General features: G+C 68.4%; 16 protein-coding genes and 2 pseudogenes. 12 read left to right on the top strand and 6 right to left on the bottom strand.

Translation table 11 applies throughout. The features are described from left to right. The first annotated feature begins 485 nt into the window (after positions 1 to 485). Together ABD317_RS03025 and ABD317_RS03020 are read left to right on the top strand one after the other, a co-directional pair. The gene (locus ABD317_RS03025; protein WP_344287535.1) at positions 486 to 1,292 is read left to right on the top strand and encodes a helix-turn-helix transcriptional regulator; all 807 of its coding nucleotides are present in this window, start codon (positions 486 to 488) and stop codon (positions 1,290 to 1,292) included. A gap of 64 nt (positions 1,293 to 1,356) precedes the next feature. Then, positions 1,357 to 1,593 carry a cupin domain-containing protein gene (locus ABD317_RS03020; protein WP_425582256.1) on the top strand — a complete coding sequence of 79 codons (237 nt, stop codon included), beginning with the start codon at positions 1,357 to 1,359 and terminating at the stop codon, positions 1,591 to 1,593. A 312-nt stretch (positions 1,594 to 1,905) separates the two neighbouring features. Here ABD317_RS03020 and ABD317_RS03015 read toward each other — a convergent pair whose 3' ends face one another. Then, positions 1,906 to 2,109, bottom strand: coding sequence for a hypothetical protein (locus tag ABD317_RS03015; RefSeq protein ID WP_344287533.1), 204 nt, complete (start codon positions 2,107 to 2,109; stop codon positions 1,906 to 1,908). On the opposite strand from ABD317_RS03015, the gene ABD317_RS03010 reads away from it, so the two are divergent. Then, complete coding sequence (locus ABD317_RS03010; protein ID WP_344287531.1) at positions 2,093 to 7,087, top strand: RHS repeat domain-containing protein; 4,995 nt, start codon at positions 2,093 to 2,095, stop codon at positions 7,085 to 7,087. The two genes, ABD317_RS03015 and ABD317_RS03010, sit on opposite strands and share 17 nt — an antisense overlap. A gap of 155 nt (positions 7,088 to 7,242) precedes the next feature. Beyond that, complete coding sequence (locus tag ABD317_RS03005; protein WP_344287529.1) at positions 7,243 to 7,515, top strand: hypothetical protein; 273 nt, start codon at positions 7,243 to 7,245, stop codon at positions 7,513 to 7,515. Here the strand turns inward: ABD317_RS03005 and ABD317_RS37725 are convergent. From ABD317_RS37725 to ABD317_RS02990, 3 genes and pseudogenes are all read right to left on the bottom strand, one after another. Beyond that, positions 7,512 to 8,093 (bottom strand): annotated as a pseudogene (locus tag ABD317_RS37725) (IS701 family transposase); the annotation flags it as partial. The gene ABD317_RS03005 and the pseudogene ABD317_RS37725 overlap by 4 nt on opposite strands. Positions 8,094 to 8,107: 14 nt before the next feature. Then, positions 8,108 to 8,857: a transposase family protein gene (locus ABD317_RS02995; RefSeq protein ID WP_344287527.1), complete on the bottom strand. Its 750-nt coding sequence runs from the start codon at positions 8,855 to 8,857 to the stop codon at positions 8,108 to 8,110. 157 nt (positions 8,858 to 9,014) lie between these two features. Then, positions 9,015 to 9,581: pseudogene (locus ABD317_RS02990) on the bottom strand (IS701 family transposase); the annotation flags it as partial. Between the two features lie 74 nt (positions 9,582 to 9,655). Between ABD317_RS02990 and ABD317_RS02985 the strand changes: the two are divergent. Both ABD317_RS02985 and ABD317_RS02980 read left to right on the top strand, forming a co-directional pair. Then, positions 9,656 to 9,892, top strand: coding sequence for a hypothetical protein (locus tag ABD317_RS02985; protein ID WP_344287525.1), 237 nt, complete (start codon positions 9,656 to 9,658; stop codon positions 9,890 to 9,892). A 226-nt stretch (positions 9,893 to 10,118) separates the two neighbouring features. Continuing rightward, positions 10,119 to 10,904 carry a class I SAM-dependent methyltransferase gene (locus ABD317_RS02980; protein WP_344287523.1) on the top strand — a complete coding sequence of 262 codons (786 nt, stop codon included), beginning with the start codon at positions 10,119 to 10,121 and terminating at the stop codon, positions 10,902 to 10,904. Here ABD317_RS02980 and ABD317_RS02975 read toward each other — a convergent pair. Further along, positions 10,869 to 12,002, bottom strand: coding sequence for an IS630 family transposase (locus ABD317_RS02975; protein WP_344287521.1), 1,134 nt, complete (start codon positions 12,000 to 12,002; stop codon positions 10,869 to 10,871). The genes ABD317_RS02980 and ABD317_RS02975 overlap by 36 nt on opposite strands. Before the next feature lie 916 nt (positions 12,003 to 12,918). Here ABD317_RS02975 and ABD317_RS02970 point away from each other — a divergent pair. The 3 genes from ABD317_RS02970 (at position 12,919) to ABD317_RS02960 (ending at position 15,890) form a co-directional block, all read left to right on the top strand. After that, complete coding sequence (locus tag ABD317_RS02970) at positions 12,919 to 13,914, top strand: DUF6421 family protein (RefSeq protein ID WP_344287519.1); 996 nt, start codon at positions 12,919 to 12,921, stop codon at positions 13,912 to 13,914. 118 nt (positions 13,915 to 14,032) lie between these two features. After that, positions 14,033 to 14,866, top strand: coding sequence for a DUF6202 family protein (locus ABD317_RS02965; RefSeq protein WP_344287517.1), 834 nt, complete (start codon positions 14,033 to 14,035; stop codon positions 14,864 to 14,866). Positions 14,867 to 14,873: 7 nt separating this feature from the next. Continuing rightward, a complete protein-coding gene (locus ABD317_RS02960) occupies positions 14,874 to 15,890 on the top strand; it encodes a GNAT family N-acetyltransferase (RefSeq protein ID WP_344287515.1) in 1,017 nt (338 codons plus the stop codon). A gap of 23 nt (positions 15,891 to 15,913) precedes the next feature. On the opposite strand, the gene ABD317_RS02955 is transcribed toward ABD317_RS02960, so the two are convergent. Continuing rightward, entirely contained in the window at positions 15,914 to 16,807 is an 894-nt protein-coding gene (locus tag ABD317_RS02955; protein WP_344287513.1) for an ATP-grasp domain-containing protein, read from the bottom strand. Positions 16,808 to 17,000: 193 nt separating this feature from the next. On the opposite strand from ABD317_RS02955, the gene ABD317_RS02950 reads away from it, so the two are divergent. The 3 genes from ABD317_RS02950 to ABD317_RS37720 all read left to right on the top strand — a co-directional run. Then, positions 17,001 to 18,653 carry an AMP-binding protein gene (locus ABD317_RS02950; RefSeq protein ID WP_051438284.1) on the top strand — a complete coding sequence of 551 codons (1,653 nt, stop codon included), beginning with the start codon at positions 17,001 to 17,003 and terminating at the stop codon, positions 18,651 to 18,653. A gap of 83 nt (positions 18,654 to 18,736) precedes the next feature. Then, positions 18,737 to 20,278, top strand: a complete 1,542-nt coding sequence (locus tag ABD317_RS02945; protein WP_344287510.1) for an MFS transporter — start codon at positions 18,737 to 18,739, stop codon at positions 20,276 to 20,278. Further along, a partial coding sequence (locus tag ABD317_RS37720; RefSeq protein ID WP_425582258.1) for an FAD-dependent oxidoreductase occupies positions 20,265 to 20,406 on the top strand: 142 nt, incomplete at its 3' end. The genes ABD317_RS02945 and ABD317_RS37720, both read left to right, overlap by 14 nt.

Genomic DNA, 20,406 nt, shown 5'->3' with positions numbered 1-20,406 from the left:
ACGTTGCGGCCAGCTGAGCGAGCCTTCCCGGTGTTGGCGGGCGGCCTTCGCGATGGCTGGACGGGAGGAGCCTCGTGCGATGCACACATCACACCATCACCCGATCGCACTCGCCGCGGCGCAAGGGCGGACCTCTGAAGGAATATGTTCAATCTCGAACGGATTTTGTCAATTTCACCCGTCTTTGCAACTATCAATCGGTGGCGATGAGGAAGATTGGCAATATACCTACCCTTGGGCTGGGTGGACCTGCATGGCGACATATTCTGCCAGCCCTTGGAGGGCCAACTTTGGAGGTGGATGTGTCAGACGTATTCGATTTGGTGGCGGCGCACGTTCGTGGCGCCTGCGGTGAAGATCCAATTTGCGTTCACGTGGACGACGTGCAGGGGTGTCAAGTCAGACGGCACCCGAACTATGCAAAATTTCACTCCCAGGCTGTAGCCGCACGAGGGGGGTCTAGAAGATCTCACCTCTGGGAGTCCATGGTCTCCATGGGGCGCATGTCGGACATGCGTGGCGACGGGAAGTGGCGCATTATTGTTATGGACTGTCTTATACCCTCTCTCCGGGCGCGCTCGTGGATGATCTCCAGAGATTTTTATCGCGATTTAGAAGATGTTCGATCGGACATGTTCGAAGCCGCTTTAGACGCCTGGGAAGAAACAGCTAAGGGCGTTCCTCCTCGAGATGTTCCAGAGCTGATGGTGAAAGCAGCTATGCGCGTTGCCTATCAACGTGCAAACGGCCATAAAAATGAAAGTTCAGCCAGTGATCTAGAGGCCTTGCTGGCATACGAGGAACCATTTCCAGATCCCCCTGTCAAGGCATCGTCGATCATTCACAGTGCCGATCCGAGGGATCCTGCCGTCGCGGAGCAGCTCCGAGGTGAGCGTACCGGTGCACTATGGCACACGTATGGCCTGGACGGCATATTTGGTCGCCACCATGAGGAGCTTCGTGCGGGGCGCAAATCTGGCTTGCGGACCGTAGCTGCGTCGGATGCGATGCTGGCTCGCACGTTCGTCGCGGGCTGCAACTACTATTACTACGCATCTGACATATATCCCAGATTTGTTGACCTTCCGGCCGCTGCCAAGGCGCTGGGGATCGCTAAATCAACTGCTTACCGAATGGTCAGGGCGGGGACTTTTCCTTGTCCGCCGATACGTATGGGGGGTAGTTACCAGGTGCTCACTCATGCTTTAATGCATTCCCTGTCCATTCCGGATATTGTCGTTCACGCGGATGACGTGGAAAACGGGGCGGCTCACGCCGGCGGATACGGCTGAGGATGCAATCAGAGGTGGGTCGGTTTCGAGATCGTCAGTACGGTGAAGCAGGCACAAGGAGCCCGTGTGCTTCGTCACCGAAGGCATCGGCCTGTGCCAGCGCCGCGGCGGACCGGTGGAAGCCATCCGGCCCGGCGACCGGGTCCTGTTCGAAGCGGATGAAGAGCACTGGCACGGCGCCGCCCCGAATCGGGTGATCGTCCACCTCGCCATCAACGAAGGCGACGCCGACCACGACGTCGTGCACTGGCTGGACCCCGTCACCGACGAGGAATACACCGCAGCACCGGCCACCGGCTGAACCGTAGCGCCAGCCCGCCACGGCCCGCAGACGGTCCCCCCCGGGGACCACCGCGCGCGGTGTGGCACCGGGCCGCCCCGCCGAATAAGGAGAGCCACGACGATGCTCCGCTCCTGACCAGACCCTCGGCCATACGGAGACCGTCCGCGACCTCGGCGGTGCCGGAGCGCGCCCGGGTGCCCGTGCGCTGCGGCAGGGCGGTTTCGGAATCGGGCACGAGCGTCCGGATCATGGGCGGGGCCTCGACGCCGCGCCGCGCCCGGCCGGCGCGCCCGTCACGCCCGCGGCGGCTGCTCAGCGCTCGGCTACCGGCTACACCGCCGGCGAGGGGACGGTCCTGTTCGCCCTGACGGCCGCCGCCTCCGGGGCCTCCGGTGACTTCTCCGCCACCCCGCTGTCGCCGTCGGGCAAGTGGAGCGCCGGGGGCTCCTCCGGCGGCTTCTCCTGGTCGTACGGGCTGGATGTGCCCGAGATAGCGGGCGACGGAACCCGGGTCGAGTTGAGGTCCTCGTCCAAGCGGGCCAACGGTGACAACAACAACGAGTACTGGCGCGTCACCGCGCCCGACGGGGTGCGCTACTACTTCGGCGCCCACCGGCTGCCGGGCTGGCAGGACGGCGACGCCCGGACGCAGTCGGTGTGGACGGTGCCGGTCTTCGGCAACCATTCCGGGGAGCCGTGCCACGCCACCGCGTTCAAGGACTCCTGGTGCCAGCAGGCATGGCGCTGGAACCTCGACTACGTCATCGATCCGCACGGTCAGGCCCTGACGTACTACTGGGGCAAGGAACACAACCACTACGGGCTCAACGTCAACGACGCCACCGGCAAGGCCACGGACACCCGCTTCAACCGCGGCGGCCACCTGAAGCGTATCGACTACGGCCTGGACGGCGACGCGCTCTACGCCACCAACGGCGCCCAGGCCCGGGTCGAGTTCACCGTGTCGGAGCGCTGCCTGCCCACCGACGCCTTCGACTGCGCCGCGAGCAAGCTCAACGCGGCCAACGCCAAGCACTGGCCCGACGTCCCGTACGACCAGTTGTGCGGGTCGGGGCAGGAGTGCAAGACGTACTCGCCGTCGTTCTTCTCCCGTAAGCGCCTCACGGGCGTCACCACCAAGGTGCGGGTCGGCGGCTCGTACAAGCCCGTCGACTCCTGGAAGCTGGAGCACAGCTTCCCCGCCACCGGCGACGGCTCCGACCGGGCGCTGTGGCTGAAGTCCGTCCAGCGCACCGGCCACACCGCCGGCAGCGACATATCCCTGCCCGCCGTCACCTTCTCCGGGCAGATGCTGAAGAACCGCGTGGAGAACGCGGTCGACGAGGTACCGCCGCTGAACCGCTACCGGGTCTACGGCATCAAGACCGAGACCGGCGGCACCATCGGCGTCACCTACTCGGCCGAGGACTGCACCGCCGGCAGTCTGCCCGACCCGGCGACCAACACCAAGCGCTGCTACCCCGTGTACTGGTCGCCCCCGGACGCACCCGCCCCGGACTTCGAGCCCTACCGCGACTGGTTCCACACCTACGTCGCCACCCAGGTCCTGGAGTCCGACGACGTCGCCGGCGCGCCGGTCAAGACCACCTCGTACGACTACCTGGGCGGTCTGGCGTGGGCCAAGGACACCGACGAGCTGACCAAGGCCAAGCTCCGCACCTACTCCGAGCGGCGCGGCTACTCCCGCGTCCGTACCCGCGTCGGTGCCGGCGGCGAGACGAAGTCGCTCGCCGAGAGCCGCTACTTCCGCGGTATCGACGGCGCGAACGTCCCCGACTCCGAGGGCGGCAGCGTCACCGACCGCGAGGCGTTCGCGGGCATGGTCCGCGAGGAGATCAGCTACGAACATGACGGCGGCGGCATCATCGAGGCCACCGCCTACACCCCGTGGCGCTCGCCGGCCACCGCCACCCACGCCCGAGACGGACTGCCGGACCAGAGCGCCCGCTACACCGGCGTCCAGACCGAGGCCACACGCGAACTGAAGAAGGACGGCACCTGGCGCCGCACCGCCACCGAGCGCACCTTCGACTCGTACGGCATGGTCAAGACCGCCTCCGAGACCGGTGACACGGGCAAGACCGGCGACGAGCGCTGCACCACCACCTCGTACGCGCGCAGCACGGGCGCGAACTTCGTCGAGGCCATCGCCGAGGAGAAGACCGTCGCCACCACGTGCGACGCCACTCCGACGCTGCCGAGAGACCTGGTGTCCCTCAAGCGCACGTACTACGACGGATCCACCACCCTCGGCCAGGGCCCCACCAAGGGCGACATCACCCGCATCGACGAGCAGGACAAGGCCGGCACCGGCACCCAGACCGTCGCCACCGCCACTTTCGACACCCACGGCCGCCCGCTCACCCAGACCGACGTACGCGGTAAGACGACCACCACGGCGTACACACCCGCGACCGGCGCGGCACCGACGAAGACGGTGGTGACCAACCCGCTCGGCCACACGCAGACCACCGTGACCGACGCGCGCCGCGGCATCCCCACCAGGACCGTCGACGCCGCGGGCGCCCGTACCGACGCCGACTACGACGCCCTCGGACGGCTGGTCAAGGTGTGGCAGCCCGGCTGGGCCAAGGCCGACTACCCCTCGGCCCCGTCCGCGCACTACAGCTATTCGGTCTCCAAGACCGCGCCCGCCGCGATCGCCACCAGGACCATCCAGCCGGACGGCACCTACACCACGAGTTACACGCTCTACGACGGCCTGCTGCGCGAACGTGAAACACAAGCCCCCGCGCCGGGCGGCGGCCGCGTCATCACCGAGACGCTGTACGACACCCGCGGCCTGGAAACCAAGATCTACCATGCCTACCGCGCCACCGGTGATCCGTCCGCGACCCTGGTCGAAGCCGCGGACAACACGGTGCCGAACATGACCGAGAACATCCACGACGGTTCCGGCCGCGTCACCGCCGCCATCTCGCGGAAGTTCGGCGACGAGACCAAGCGCACCACCACCGCCTACAGCGCCGACCAGACCACCGTCGTCCCGCCCGACGGCGGCACCGCCACCACCGAGATCACCGACGCCCGCGGCAACACCGTCGAACGCCGCCAGTACACCAACGCCGCCCGCACCACCCACCAGAGCACCGTCTACGCCTACGACAAGCACGACCAGCTGGCGAAGATGACCGACCCCGCCGGAAACGTCTGGACCTGGACCCGCGACGCCCGCGGCAACGTCACCGAGGCGAAGGACCCCGACAAGGGCACCTCCACCACCACCTACAACGCCGCCGACCAGCCCGCCACGGTCACCGACGCCCGCGGCGTCACCCTGGCCACGAGCTACGACGCCCTCGGCCGGCCGACCACCGTCAAGAAGGGCGAACAGACCCGCGCCGAATGGGTCTACGACACCCTCGCCAAGGGCCAGCTCACCTCCACCACCCGCATCCACGACGGCAGCCGCTACACCACCGCCGTCGAGGGCTACAACGCCCGCATCCAGCCCACCGCCACCACCGTCACCGTCCCCGACGCCGCCGGAGCGCTCGCCGGCACGTACCGCATCGGCTACACCTACGACCCCGAGACCGGCAAGCGCACCTCGATCAGCCAACCGGGCATCGGCGGACTGCCGAGCGAGCGGACGGCGACCGAATACAACTCCCTGGGCCTGCCCACCGCCACCAGCAGCGGCGGCGTCGCCCTGGTCTCCCAGGTCTCCTACGACAGCTTCGCCCGCCCGGTACGCACCGAGTACGGCACCGGCGAGCGCAAGCTGTACCGCACGCACGAGTACGACGAGCACACCGGCGACCTCACCCGCCAGGTCACCGACCGCACCACCGCCCCCCAGCGCCTGGACGACGTGCGCTACACCCGCGACGACGCCGGCAACATCACCTCCCAGACCACCACCAGCGGCCAGGACGCACAGCAGACCACCGACCGCCAGTGCTACGCCACCGACGCCCTGCGCCGCCTGACCGACGCCTGGACCACCACCGCCGACACCTGCACCAACGAACCCGACCCCGCCGTGGTCGGCGGCGGCCCGGAAGCGTACTGGCACTCCTACACCTACGACGCCGTCGGCAACCGCACCACCGAAACCCAGCACGCCGTCGCCGGCACCGCCACCGACCAGGACGTCACCCGCACCTACACCCAGCCCGCCCCCGGCCAGCCCCGCCCCCACAGCACCACCCGCGTCGACACCGCGGGCGGCGCGGAGGACGGCACCAGCGAAACCCTCGACTACGACGCCACCGGCAACATGACCACCCGCACCGGCGGCACCGCCGACCAGACCTACACCTGGGACGACGAAGGCCACCTCGCCACCGCCACCGAAGCCGGCACCACCACCGACTACGTCTACGACACCGACGGCAACCGCCTCCTGGCCACGGGCAGCGACGACACGGCCACCCTCTACCTGCCCGAAGGCAACGAACTCCACCTCAACCCCGACGGCACCGTCACCGGCACCCGCTACTACACCCACGACGGCGAAACCGTCGCCGTCCGCACCCCCGACAGCCCCGTGCACTTCCTGGTCTCCGACCACCAGGGCACCGCCATGCTCGCCGTCTCCCTCGCCGCCGGCCAGGCCGTCATCCGCCGCAAACAACTCCCCTTCGGCGCCCCCCGCCCCACCACCCCCAGCGGCACCGAACCCGACTTCCCCGGCACCAGGGGCTTCGTCGGCGGCACCCTCGACGACACCGGCCTGACCCACATAGGCGCCCGCGAATACGACCCCGCCCTTGGCGCCTTCATCTCCCCCGACCCCCTCCTCGACCCCGCCAACCCCCTCCAGGCCAACGCCTACGCCTACGCCAACAACACCCCCGTCACCGCATCCGACCCCACCGGTGAGATGCTCTACGACGAAGTCACCAAGAAGGGATTCGGCAACAACAAGGTCCGCAAAAGCTGGTACCGCAACCAGGGCTACACCAACAGCCGAGGCCACACCACCAGCAAATACCGCACCCTCGTCCGCCACAACACCCGCAGCTTCAACTCCTACTGGCGGCAAGTCCGGGTGGCCGCAGCCGTCCGGCAGGCGGAAAATGCAGCGCAGAGAAAGATCCAAGAAGCGACACGAAGGCTGCAACGGAATATACAAACCATCCTAGGCGGTATCTCGCTGCAAGAACAGCTAGACCAGGCGATGTCATCGCCCGAATTCACCGACGAAATGTACCAACAATTCGAGGAATTGGTTGAATCGGATCCTTGCGAAAACTCTTATGCCCGCAAAAGCGGGGCCTGCGGGGTGCGTGGAGGGGACGGTCCTGGAACAAACTTCGTCCGGAACGGCACATCCGGAGTGACGTTCTGTCTGGCTCTGTGCGTGGGATACACCTATGCCGGTGATGGTCATGGGTATTTGTCTGTAGGTGCATTGGGTTTCGGAGGGTTTGGTAGAGCGGCAGGTTTCACGACCGTCGAAAGTGCAAACCAGTCGTGGTTTAGTCTGCAGGCATGCGCCAGCGACATCCATGAGGGTGTGTGACAGGAGGGCCCGTCTCCAATCCGGACCTTCCTGCGTATTCTGTGGATCAGGCGTCGGGCCGGCAATGGTGGGGCGGAGCATCCTACACCCCGGGGTTTGGTGTATTCGTGGGGATGAATTTCTCCTACATGATCCATTGATTAAAGGGGTAAGGTGTGTCGGAAGATGCGGTACTTATGGCTTCAAGATCTCCTGGGCCGCCGCTGGTTACTTTGCTTCTGAGCCTCGTGTTGGTTGCAATCGGCGGAGGTGTTGCATGGAATTCCTTCGGGGTTGCTGAGAAGCTGTTCGAAAATTTGTCAGGTCGGAGTGCGGTCGACCCAAAGATCCCTTTTGGTGGCTCGTTTAGATTTCAGCGCCTCGCGGGTGTTTTCATGGCGATTGGTGGAAGTGTTGGCGTTATTTCCTCTGTGATCCGGATGATTTAGTACTGCAACGACACTCCGTGATGACCTCTGCGTTGGTAATGACTGACGCGGGCTCGGGCCTGGCCTCTTCTTCGCCACATGGACCAGGCGAGTACGTGCTGGATGCGATGACGGATGGGAGAGGATATGCGGTTGAAGAGTCGCCGGGCCTCGTTCATGGTCACGGGTATGAGGGATTGATCGCTGCCGGCGTCCGGATCCCCTTTTTTTGCCTCTGCCCGCAGGACGGCGAGGAAGGCGAGAGCGGCCATGGAGAGGGTTATATGCCGATACCAGGCGGTGTAGGCGCGGACCTGGTAATGATCGAGCCCGGTCTCGTTCTTCGCGGTCTGGAAACACTCTTCGACCATCCACCTCGATCCCGCAATCCGCGCCAGTTCCTCCAACGGAGTTCCGGCCGGGCAGAAGCAGATGTAGTAGGCGATGTCCGCAGGGTCGGTGAGGCTGCGCCAGGCCAGTAACCAATGGTCCCAGCCTTCCCGTCGCCAGGGCCGGATCGGGGCAGCCGCCCAGTCGTACTCGCGCGGCCCGTGGGCTCCGTCACCGCAGCTCAGACGCGCCCAAGCGCCGTCGGGGAGTTCACTGAGCCTCTTCAGCGTTGCAACTCCAGGGTGAGAACCGCCTTGGCGATTGACGTCATGCGGGTGGGGCTGCATCGGGATCTGCGGAAGATCCGCCATGACTTCAGGCGGGCAACGCCGCGTTCGACGGGTGCTCGTGCGGCGGCCAGGGCGCGGTTGCGGGTTCTCTCGGTGGGGGTGAGTGCCTGGAGGGGCCTGCGTTTGATGCCCGTGGTGAGCCAGGGGCCGCCGCCCTGGTAGGCGAGGTCGGCCACGATGGGAACGTCTTGGCGCTCGCAGATTCGGATGATCCGGTGGGTGCGGGCGGCGGTCAGGTCGTGGGTGCGGCCCGGCAGTGTGGGTGAGAGCCACAGCAGTCGGCCGTCCGGATCGGTGACCACCTGGACGTTCACGCCGTGGCGCCGGTGCTTGTGGGAGTAGTCGGCCCGGCCGTCGCCGACCCGGTCGCACTCGGCAAGGGTCCCGTCCAGGAGGACGAAGTCAGGATCGTGGTCGCGTAGCGTCTTCAGCAGGCCCGGTGCACGTGCGGCGAGAAGGTCGACGACCGTGCTGGTGTAGGCGTGTGCGGTGGACTCGCTGATGCCGAACCCGGCAGCGATCTTCGCCAGAGTGGTGTGCTCGCGCAGGTACACCAGCGCCACCATCGCGCGATGAGACGGGCGGAGCTTGCAGCGACGGTCGCCCTCGCGAGTGACAAGCAGCATGGTGACCCACTCGACGAGCGTATGGGGCAGGTCGAGTGCGGCAGGATGGCTGACCAACGAGGCCCCCGAGCAAGGTGATTGAGACGTCAGACATCTCGATCAACAGCCCGGGGGCCTCGCTCGTTGCGGCTCGCGAACCGTCACCTGATCGGTGGCCACCTCGAAGAAGCTCACTGACCAACCTGTGCGCGGGGGCCTGGCCGAAGAATTCCATGGTCATGACCATCTGAGATTTCGGGACGGCGAGGACATGGGGGATGTCGTGTTCTTCCAGCCACATCCGGATCCGGCTCGTCTCGCCGTAGAGTTCATCGACGGTCACCCACCCGAAGGGGATCCCCGATGCCACAGCACGCTGAAGCATGCGCAGGCCCATGTCCGGCTTGGTGGCAAACTCGACATCGTCACCGATACCGGCAGCACGGCAGCGCTCACGGTCCGATATCCACTCCTTCGGGAGATACAGCTCGCGGTCGATCAGGGCCCGCCCCCGGTCGGAACCATAGGCCAGGAACACCCCGATCTGGGAATTCTCGATCCGGCTGGCCGTCCCCGAGTACTGCCGGGCCACCCCCGCCGACCGGATGCCCTTCTTCAGAAATCCCGTCTCGTCGAGGATGAGAATTCCCCGCTCGGGATCTCCGATTTGCTCCACGACCGCGTCGCGGACGTCGTCACGCAGAGCGTCGGCGTCCCACAGGTAGTGGTTCAGCAGTCGCTGCATCCCCTGAGGACCCGTGTCGCCGGCAGCCTCCGCCAGGGTCCAGCCGTTCTTACGTTCTGTCTCACGCCGACTCCGGCGAAGTCCAACCTCTTCTTGACGAGAACAACCCCACGTTCCAAGACCACACCTGCATGGAGATGGACTCCGCTGCATGCGGGAACAACCTGATCGCCCCCGGCTACGAAGTTCCCAAAGACAACTGGGAATACAACGACGAATTCGAAGCCGAGATGCAGAGCTTGGCCGGCGACCTACTCCCGCTGCAGACCGCCAACACCAGCGATCCTGCCGTGGCCGGCGCGCTTAGGTTCTGGACCTGGAAGGCTTGCAACCGGCTAGTGCCGCATCAGACAACGTTCGCCCTGTAGCACCGCTGGAAAACTCGTCGCAATAGTTTCCCCGGCACGGCCGAGGATGGTCCCTTCCTGCCCCACTGATGGGTGCTTGGGCAAATGCCGGGTCGGGATCTGATGGGTTCCTTCCCGGCCCGCTGCGGGGGCCGCAGTAGCCCACTCCACCCATCACCATATGCCGTCTGACCTGGCCTTTAATTCCCGCCGTTCCTATCATCGATCTCTGTCGAAAGGGGGCCGGATGGACCGGACCGTACGCACCGTGGAGGACGTTCTCGCGCTCCTGGACGGACTCTTCACATCTCAATCCGAGGCCGGCCGCTCGGCGACCGGCGACGGCAAGGACTTCTGGGACCGCTTCTACGCCGACCGGTCGAGGCCCGTCCCGTTCTTCGCGGCGAAGCCGGACGAGCACCTGGCTGCCTACCTCGACGAGGGCCAGCTTGCTCCCGGTCGAGCCCTGGACCTGGGGTGCGGGCCGGGCCGCAATGCTCTGTACCTCGCAGCGCGCGGCTTCGAGGTGGACGCCGTCGACCTCTCTCCCATTGCCGTTGCCTGGGGCGAGGACCGGGCTCACGAGGCTGGAGTCGACATCCGTTTCATGTGCGGTGACGCTTTCGCGCTCCATGCCAACGAGTTGAGCGGCCCGTACGACCTGGTCGTCGACTCAGGGTGCTTCCACCACCTACCGCCTCACCGCCGCGTCAGCTATCTGGGCCTCCTCGACCGCGTCCTCGCCCCTGGCGGCCACCTCGCACTCACCAGCTTCGCCGCCGGCGAGGCGGGAATGGGGTCGGAACTCACCGACGCTGACCTCTACCGTGAACGCGAGCTGCAAGGCGGCCTCGCCTACACACCCGAATCGCTGCGCTGGATCTTCTCTGACCTGGTAGAGGTCGAACTGCGCCGCATGCGCGAGGAACCCCCTGAGTCAGCACTGTTCGGCGTGACGTTCCTGTGGACCGCGTTGTTTCGTCGGGGTGCGGCTGTGTCAGGCGACGTTGGCTCTGTCGACGACGGCGCGTAGGCGCCGGTCGTCGGCGTGGCGGTTTCGCCAGATGATGTAGCGGCGGATCATGCTGCCCTGTTCCTTGTGGGTGGCGTGGTCGGTGCCATCCAGGGTGAAGTAGCGCAGGGCGGTGAACTGGGCTTCGATGCGGTTCAGCCAGGAGCTGTTGGTCGGGGTGTAGGCGATCTCGACATTGTTCGCTGCCGCCCAGGTGCCGACCCGCTGGCACCTCTTCGTGGTCAGGTGCGGGGAGAAGTTGTCACAGACGATCGCGATACGGACCTCGGGCGGGTAGAGGCTGCGCAGGTAGCGGCAGAACTCCAGGAAGTGGGTGCGCTTCTTGATCGGCTTGATGTGGCCGTAGAGCTTGTCCTTGGCCAGGTTCAGGGCGGCGAACAGGTGCCGGACTCCGCCGTAGCGGTTGTAGGTCGACCGGCGCCTGCGGCGGGGTTCGCGGTCGGGGTCCTTGTGCTTGCCGCCGCGTTCGGCCCACTGCTTCCCGGGGTGGGGCACGAGGTTGAGCGGGCCGAACTCGTCCATGCAGAAGATGGCTTCGGGCTCGCCGTCCTCGGGTACAACCTCGCCGTCGGCGATCGCGTAGAGGTGTTCGACGCGGGCCTTCTTGGCGGCGTAGTCGGGGTCGCGGGAGGTCTTCCAGGTCTTCAGGCGTTGAAAGGAGACGCCTTCCTCGCGGAGCAGAATGCGCAGGCCCTCGTGGCTGATGTCGTCGACCACCCCCTCGGCGACCAGGAAGTCCGCCAGCTTGGTCAGACTCCAGGTGGAAAACGGCAGGTCGTGTTCGGTCGGCTTGGACTTCGCGATCTTCTTGATCTCGCGCCGCTCGGGCAGCGTGAAGGTCCTGGGCCGGCCGCCCTTGTACTTCGGATACAGGGAGTCGAAGCCGTCGGTGTTGAAGTTGTGGATCACATCCCGGACCCGGTCCGCGCCGGTGAACGTCACCTCGGCGATCTTCGCCACCGGCATGCCCTGGGCGGACAGCAGGACCATCTGGGCCCGCCGCCAGGTCACCACCGACCCGGTGCCCCTGCGGATGATCCGCAGCAGCCGCCCGCCCTCGTCATCGTCGATCTCCCGGACCTGCACTCGTTCTGCCACGGGAACAGCATGGCGTTTCCGCGCCGTCCGGGCCGACACCCGGACGGCGCGTCACAACAGGGCCAACGTTGCCTGATGTGGCACTAGGCACTTTCGGTCTTCTCAGCCAACTGAAGCTCCGTGACCTGCATGTTCACCCTGGCTGGACCTCTAGAACCCCCGAATTACGTCGAACCGGGTTCATGAATTGGAGAAGGCCGCGTACCCGTGGCTCGGGCGGATCCTCGTACGTGTGCAAGGAGCGGGCGGTGGCGCCGCTGGCACGAGATCCGCCACGGGTGACCTGGTGACGCGGACCGGCGGATCCGGCGGCGCGTACCCGGAGTCCGTGATCGAGGTCACGGCCGCGATCATGACCGTTTGTGACGACGTGTCGGGACCCGGTCGCCGTGGAAGCCGCGATAGCCGAGGTCGGGAGGAGCAACGGGCCCGGGAGCGGCTGTGGGAGGTTGCGGAGGCGCTGGCGGCGGGCCGAGGTTTGCGCCGAGGCCGTTTCGTTCCGCGGCCGGGCTCCTGGAACGGGCCGGGCAGGAGGCGGCTCCCGCTCGGCCAGCGCGAGCTGCTGGGCGGGCGAACGCCGCCGTCTCCCACGCCGTGTTCTCCGCACGCCGCCGCCCCTCCTCCCGCGTCGCGGCCGGCGGGACACCGCTCGTGCTCCCCGGCTGCGAAGGCGCTCTCGAATGGTGATGCGCACGTACCCTAGCCACGGTCTTGACACGGAGTTAAGATCCCCTGATCGACTCGCGATTCCGCGACTCCGCTCGTTCACCTGAATCCCGCTCCGGTCCGGAGGCATTGGATGGATCCGCTGAACTCGCTGTGCGCAGAGACCGATGAAATCCGCCGGGACCTCGCCGACCGTGCCTTATTCCGGGATCCGGAGATGCTTACCCGACTCGCCCGTCGCATCGAGGAAATGCCGGGACTGTGCCGGGAACCCGCGGTCCGTGCCTTTCTGGACGACATACGCGACTTCACCCCGGGCCGACGGCTCGCAGCTGTCAAGGAACACATCAACACAAGGCGGGACAACCGGCTGTTCTCCCTGTTCGATGCCTCGTACTTCCCCTCGCTGCGGTTGGAGTTCCTGGCGTACGAAACCCTGCCGACGAATCCGCACCTGGCCGAGCGGTACGCCAGTAATACGATGCCGGTGAACATCGTCGCCCGCTCCGCGGGATTCGGCAGCCGGCCGGTGGTGGCGCTGTTCCCGGAGAATCACATCGACGGGGTGCAGGAGCCGGACGACCAGATCTTCTATTTCATCGACAAGTTCGTGGAGCGACATCGCCGAATCACCCGCCGCATGCTGGGACCGGTCCTTGCGGAAGGCAGTCTGCCACTTGTGCAGAAAGCCACGGACGCGGAGATAGAGATGGCTTCGTCCTGGTGGGTGCGACTGCACGAATACCACCACAGGCAGGGCGATATGCCCATTCCGGAGTTCCTCCCGGCGAAGAAGTCGAAGCCGCTGGCCGGGCTGGAGGAGCTGCGCGTCGACGTGTCCGGCATGCTGGCGCTCCTCGGCGACGCCGCGCTGCCGGCGGAACCGGCGCGGTTGACGTACGAGTACATCCTCGCCGAACGGCTGCTGCGCTACGCGGTCGAGGGCATACCCCGCCCCAACTACGACGCCGTCGCCTCGCAGCTTCTCTTCTCCTATCTCACGGAGCACGGCGGGCTGCGGCTTCGGGACGGCCTGATCTACCTCGACCGGGACCTCCCCGGGGTGCTGGCCGGGTTCCTCGGCGAGATCGAGGCGATCGAGCGCAGGATCCACCAGGAGCCGGTGGCCGCGGTGAAGAAGCGGCTGCTGGAGTTCACCCATGCCTACACGGACTACGACGCCGAGGCCGGCGACTACCGGCACATCCCGTACTTCGCCGCGGTCAAGGCGTCGCTGGGAGTGTAGAGCAAGGGCCCGGACGGGCCCGGCGCCCGCGCGTCACCGCGCGGCGGCCGAAGGAACGGCGCGACCCGCACGGAACGGAAATACAGGAGCACATCCCGACGGACACCCTGGAGTGCATGTGGCTGTTGCAGCGGAACTGCCCGCCGTCGACCGGAGCCGGCTCGACGACCGGGTGGAGGAGCAGATCGACAAGGCGCAACTGCGTCGGACGGACAACCCGTTCTTCGCCGCCGCGCGCAACGCCGGCGCCGTCACCCCGGAGGCCGGGCTCGACATCGCCGTGTGGTGGCGGGCGATGACCAAGAGCTTCATGTTCACCACGCTGGCCGGGCTGGGAGTGATCGCCCGTTCCTTCGCGGCGGACCGCGACCCGTCCCGTACGCTCCTGGGCGCCCTCCAGACCGTCTACCGCGTCATCGGCGACGACCTGGACAACGCCGCCCCCGAGTTCAGCTCGGTCGCGCCCCGCGGGCCGGCCGGCATCCACTACGTCTGGTGGGACGACACCATCACCGCGCCCCTCGCCGCACGCGTGGGCGAGCCGGAGCGCGCCCGGGCGCAGGAGCTGCCGGGCCCGGTGGCGGAGCTGCTCGCGAACATGGACCGGCTCGCCGTTTCCCCGCACGGCGCCGCCGTGCAGTTGCGCGTCGTGGAGACCATCGCGCTCGACATCGCGGTGGCGTTCCGGCGGATGTACGGGAAGGTGACCGCGGGCGGCGAGAAGGTCTTCACCGAGAAGGAGCAGTTCGCCTGGATCGACGCCCACATCAAGGCGGAGACGGTTCACGCCGCGCAGGTCAGCGATGACGAGACCGGCATGACCACGCTGGTCACGGACAACGCGGACGCGGCGGAGTTCCTGCGGCTGGTCGAGGAGTACGCCGGCAGCTTCTCGCGCGCGCTGACGTGCTTCGCACAGCGCCTGGCCGAGCCCGCAACGGCCGGCGCGTAGCCCGGACATGGAGCTGCGGGACCACTACGGCCTGGCGCTCGCCGTGATCGAGCCGGCGGAGCTGGACCGCCGGCCCTGGGCACAGGTCCGGGAGCGGATCGACGTGGTCCGGCTGCCGGAGCCGCCCGCGGGGCTGGCCGGTGAGCTGGCCGCGCGCGGCTTCGTGGTCAAGCCGTCCGCGGTGACGTGGCTGGCGGAGCTGGGTGCGGACGAGGCGGCGTTCCTGGGCCTGCTGGAGCGGGCCGACCGGCAGTCGATCCGCAGGGCGCAGCGCCGCGCCGCCGCGGCGGGGCTGCGGGAGGTGGTGGCCGACCCCGTCACTCCGGAGCTGCTGGACCGCTTCCTCGTCCTGTACGCGGCGCGCGTGGCGCGGATGCGCTTCGGCGTGCCGTTCGCCTTGGACTACCGGGACACGGTCCTGAACGGCCCGGACAAGTTCTTCGGCGTCTTCGCCGTCGCCGGGGACGGCGACGGCGGCGGGGGCGCGGACGGCACCGACGTCGTCGGCGGCGTGCTGGTGCTGGAACGGCCCGACATCCGAACCGCGGTGCTGCGGTTCTCCGCGGTCAGCGCGGGGTGGCGGCGCCGCAGCCTGCCGCGGGCGCTGTACACCGCGGCGCTGCGCATCGCCCGGGAGAAGGGGTACGAGTACGCCACGCTCGGCGACGAGCCGAACCTGTCGGGGCACCTCACCAAGCCGGGCCTGTTCGTGTTCAAGGCCGGGCTGGGCTTCCGGCCGGTGCCCGCACAGGACTTCACCGACCCGGCGGGTACGGACGAGGCCGACCTGGTGCTGCGGCTCGGCGCACTCAGCGACCCGACGCTGATGCTCGGCTATCCGGCGTCCGCGCCGGGCGGCGAGCACACCGGCGCGGGCGGCACGGGCGGCGGGAGCAGCCCTCCGGCCGCCGCCGGCGGTCCGCGGCAGCTCGCGGTCAACCTCGTCTGCGAGTCCCCGGTGAACACCGCGCTGTACGCGGCGCCGTCGCTGGCGCCGACCGTGCTGCGCCGCCCCGGCGGTTGACAGAGCCCGGCGGCGGTGCCCGATCAGCCCGCCGCCATGCTCCGCTCCACCCAGTCGAACACGCCGCCGAGCACCTGCCGGTGCTGTTCTCTGCCGAGCAGCGACAGAAATCCCGGCACCGCGTTGACCTCAAGGATGACGTAGCCGTCGGGGGTCGGCAGGACGTCGAGTCCGGAGAGTGTGAGGCCCATGGCGCGGGTCGCCGCCACCGACAGCTCGATCAGCTCGTCGGGAGCGTCGAAGCGCTCGAAGCTGGAGCCCTCCAGCGTCTTGCAGCGCCAGGACCCGGCCGCCGGCAGCTTCAGCATGTTGATCGGGGCGACCTCGCCGGCGACGGTGATCCGGTACTCACCGCCCTCGGTGGGGTAGTACGGCTGGCACACCAGCGTGCGGTGACGGGAGAGGAGTTCCTCGGCGAGTGCCTTGTCGGCGGCGTAGTCGGCGATCCGCTCGACATCCTGCCCGCGGTAGCCGAACGACGGCTTGATGATCACCTGGCCCCATTCGGCGCACACCGCCTCGACCTCGGCGGTGGTGGTCACCGACCGCAGCGGCGGCACGGGCAGCCCGGCCGCCGCCAGCCGCTGCGCCATCTGGAACTTGCTGTACCCGGTCAGCCACGCCTCCGCGGGGTCGAACATGCGCGGCCCCGGGGTGTCACTGAGCATCGTCAGCCGCTCGACCCGGTCCTGCCAGTCGTCGCCGTACAGCTTGGCCCGGTTCAGGATCGCGTCGAAGGCCGCCGCGGGCTCTCCGCGCAGCGACAGCTCCACGTCGCCGCCGGGCCCGGTGCGGTACGCGATCTCCTCCAGCGTGAAGAACGACATCTCGTGCCCGCGTTCCCGCCCGTACTCCACGAGGCTCGGGCCATCGGGATCGATTCCGGTGTAGTCCCAGCCCAGCAAGCCGATCTTCACGGTGCCTCCCGTCGGGTGCGTGGCGACGCGGCCCTCTGCCTTCCCGTGCCCGGAGCCTCCGGTAGCACGAACTTCCTGTCAAGTCCGAAAGCAGCACAAGGAATTGGCCACACAAGCGGTCTACCGCTGGGCCGGACCGTCCCGTTAGGATCAGCCGCCATATTCGTGCTTGCGTACGAGGGGGATTGCCGCGGTGGGCTTGTGGGGAACGCTCGTCACGCCAGGCCGGGAACAGGCGGACGCGTACCGCACGGCGGGCTGGTGGAGGGACGAGACGTTCCTCGACGACCTTCTGGCGGCGGTCCGTTTACGCCCGGAGCACCCCGCGATCATCGCGTACGAGGGTCGTGATCGCGCCAGAACGCTCACCTACGCCGAGCTTGCGGACGTCGTCGAACGGTTCGCGGCGGCGCTGGCGGCGCTCGGCGTCGGACGCGGCGACGTCGTCGCGCTGTACATGCCGAACCGGTGGCAGCTCACCCCGCTCTTCCTGGCGTGCCACCGGATCGGCGCCGTCACCTCGCCGGTGATGCCCGCGCTCGACGTGCGCGAGCTGGCGTACGTGCTCACGGAGAGCGGCGCGAAGGTCTGCGTCACGGTCGACCGGATAGGCGAGACCGACTACGGCGCCCGGCTGGCCGAGGCCGCGCCGAAGACGCTGGCGCACCGGGTGGTGGTCGGCGACGCCGCCGCGTCCGGGGCGCTGGACTTCGAGGAGTTCTTCGTACGGACCGACCACCCGCCGGTGGCGCAGGCCGCCCGGCTCGGGCCGGACGACCCGTCACTGCTGCTCTACACCTCCGGCACCACCGGCCGGATGAAGGGCGTGGTGCACAGCCAGAACACCCTGCACGCCGCGGTGCTCGCGGTCTCCCGGCCGCACCGGCTGACCGCCGGCGACATCATCTCGATCCCGGCCTTCGCCACGCACATGGCCGGGTTGACCTACGCCTGCTACATGCCGCTGCTGCTGCACGCCACCTGCGTCACGCAGTCCGACCACCTCGACGTGGAGTTCTTCCTCGACCTGCTCGCCGAGCACCGCGTCACGTGGGCGTACGCCGCGCCGGCGCGGCTGGCCGAGATGCTGGAGATTCAGCGCGGTCAGCCGCGGGACACCTCCGCCGTGGTGCAGGTCGTCTCCGGCTCGGCGCCCATTCAGCCGCGGCTGATCTCGGAGATGCGGGAGGTCTTCGACCTGCCCGTGCGTGCGCTGTGGGGCATGACCGAGAACGGCGCGGTCACCGTGACCCGGGACGACGACCCGGAAGGCTGGGCGGCGCACAGCGACGGCCGGGCGGAGCCGTCGATGGAGGTGCGCATCGACGCCCGGCCGGGCGGGCCGGAGCCCGCCGTGGGCCGGCTGCTGGTCCGCGGCGCCTCGCAGTGCCTGGGCTATCTGGGCCAGCGCGAGGTGTACGAGGCGTGCCTGGACGCCGACGGCTGGTTCGACACCGGCGACCTGGCGCGCGACGACGGCCGCGGCGGTATCCGCATCACCGGCCGCCGGGTGGACCAGATCAACCGCGCCAACGGCCAGAAGATCGCCACACTGGAGGTCGAGTCCGTCCTCACCCGGCACCCGAACATCCGGGAGGTCGCACTCGTCGGCTACCCCGATCCTCAGCTGCCCAGGGCTGAGCTGGTGTGCGCGGTGGTCGTGGCGGACGGCGAACCGCCGACGCTGGAGTCGGTGCACGCGCACCTGGCGGCCGAGAAGACGGCCCGGGTGCTGTGGCCGGACCGGGTGCAGTTCGTCTGGGAGCTGCCGAAGAACTCGCTGGGCAAGGTGCTGCGCCATCCGCTGCGCGAGCGCCTCGAGATCGAGTACGCCGCCCGCCGATGACGGCGTCGCCTGGCTCCCCGCCCCCCCGGGGGTCCTCTCCTCCGGCGGGGTCCGCGGAGCCCGGCGACGCCCCCGCGTCGAACGTGGCGCGCAGGCGGCGCTCCGTCGCGCTCCTGGTGATCTCCACGGCGCAGTTGATGTTCCTGCTCGACGCGACCATCGTCAACGTCGCGCTGCCCAGCATGCAGCGCTCGCTCGACCTGTCGGGCTCCGACCTGGAGTGGGTCGTCGCGTCGTACTCGATCGCCTTCGGCGGGCTGCTGATGCTGGGCGGCCGGTGCGGCGACATCCTGGGCAGGCGGCAGGTGTTCACCGCCGGCATCGCGCTGTTCACCGTCGCCTCGCTGCTCGGCGGCATGGCCTGGGAGCCGTGGCTGCTGGTGGTGTGCAGGACGGCGCAGGGCGTGGGCGCGGCGGCGGCGTCGCCGGCCGCGCTCTCGCTGATCGCGGTGACGTTCCCCGAGGGGCCGGAGCGCAATCGGGCGGTGGGCTGGTACACGGCGGTGGCGACGGCGGGCGGTGGCGTCGGCATCATGGCCGGCGGGCTGATCACGTCGTATCTCTCCTGGCGCTGGGTGCTGTTCGTCAACGTCCCGATCGGGGTCGCGATCCTCGCCGTGAGCCGGCGGGTGCTGAAGGAGACGGAGCGGCGGCGCGGCGCGTTCGACGCGGCGGGCGCCGTCACCGGGACACTGGCGGCGCTGCTGCTGGTCTACGGGCTGATCGACGGCGCCGCGGACGGCGGCAACTGGAGCTCTCCCGCAGTCGTCGGCGCGTTGGTGCTCGCGGTGGTGCTGCTGCCGGTCTTCGTGCTGGTGGAGAAGCGGAGCAAGCAGCCGCTGGTGCCGCTGCGGCTGTTCGCCGGCCGGACCAGGCCGGGTACGTACGCGGTGTTCGCTCTCACCAGCACCGCGATGTTCGGCATCTTCTTCTTCCTCACGCTCTTCCTGCAGCGGGTATGGGACTACTCGCCACTGAAGACGGCGTTCGTGTACATCCCGCTGACCGGGCTGCTGGTGCTGGGCGCCAAGGTCAGCTCGCGCCTCGTCGCGGTGGTCGGCACGCGGCCGCTGGTGTGCGGCGGGCTGCTGGTCGCTACGGTCGGCATGCTGTGGCTGTCGCGGATCGGCGATTCCGCCGGGTACGCCACCGGGATGCTGGTTCCCACGGTGCTGACGTACGCGGGTCTCGGTGTGGTCAGCGTGCCGCTGACGATCGCCGCGCTCGCCGACGTACCGGACGAGGACTCGGGCGCCGCCTCCGGCCTGTTCAACATGTCCCGGCAGATCGGCGGCGCCACCGGCCTGGCCGTGCTCGGCACGGTGGTGTGGGCGACGGTGGAGGCGCAGGGCCACGCGGACGCGGAGGCCGCGCTGTCCGAGGGCGTCGGCCGCGGATTCCTCGTGGCGGCGGGCGTCACGGCGCTCGCCCTGCTTCTCGCGCTGCTGACCGTGCCGGGGAGGGCCGAGCCGGGACCGCCGGCGGACGTGCGTACCGCGGCAGGCGGTACCGACCGGCCGAAGACGACGGCCGGGCCGTCGGCCGGCACCGCCGGTCCGGCGGAGCCGGCGGCTCCCGGTCCCACGGGACCGGCGGAGCCGGGAACGGCGGGTGACGGCGGCTGACGTCTTGGTCGTCGGGGGAGGCATTGCCGGTGCCGCGGCGGGATGGTTTTTCGCCCGCCGGTGCGGCGGACGCCGGGTGACGCTGCTGGAGGCGGAGCGGGCGCCGGGGATGCACGCGACCGGGCGCT

The sequence above is a fragment of the Streptomyces synnematoformans genome (assembly GCF_039531005.1).
Taxonomy (GTDB): Bacteria; Actinomycetota; Actinomycetes; order Streptomycetales; family Streptomycetaceae; genus Streptomyces; species Streptomyces synnematoformans.
Note: the sequence above shows the minus strand (reverse complement) of the source record. Positions and strands in the feature narration are given on the sequence as shown.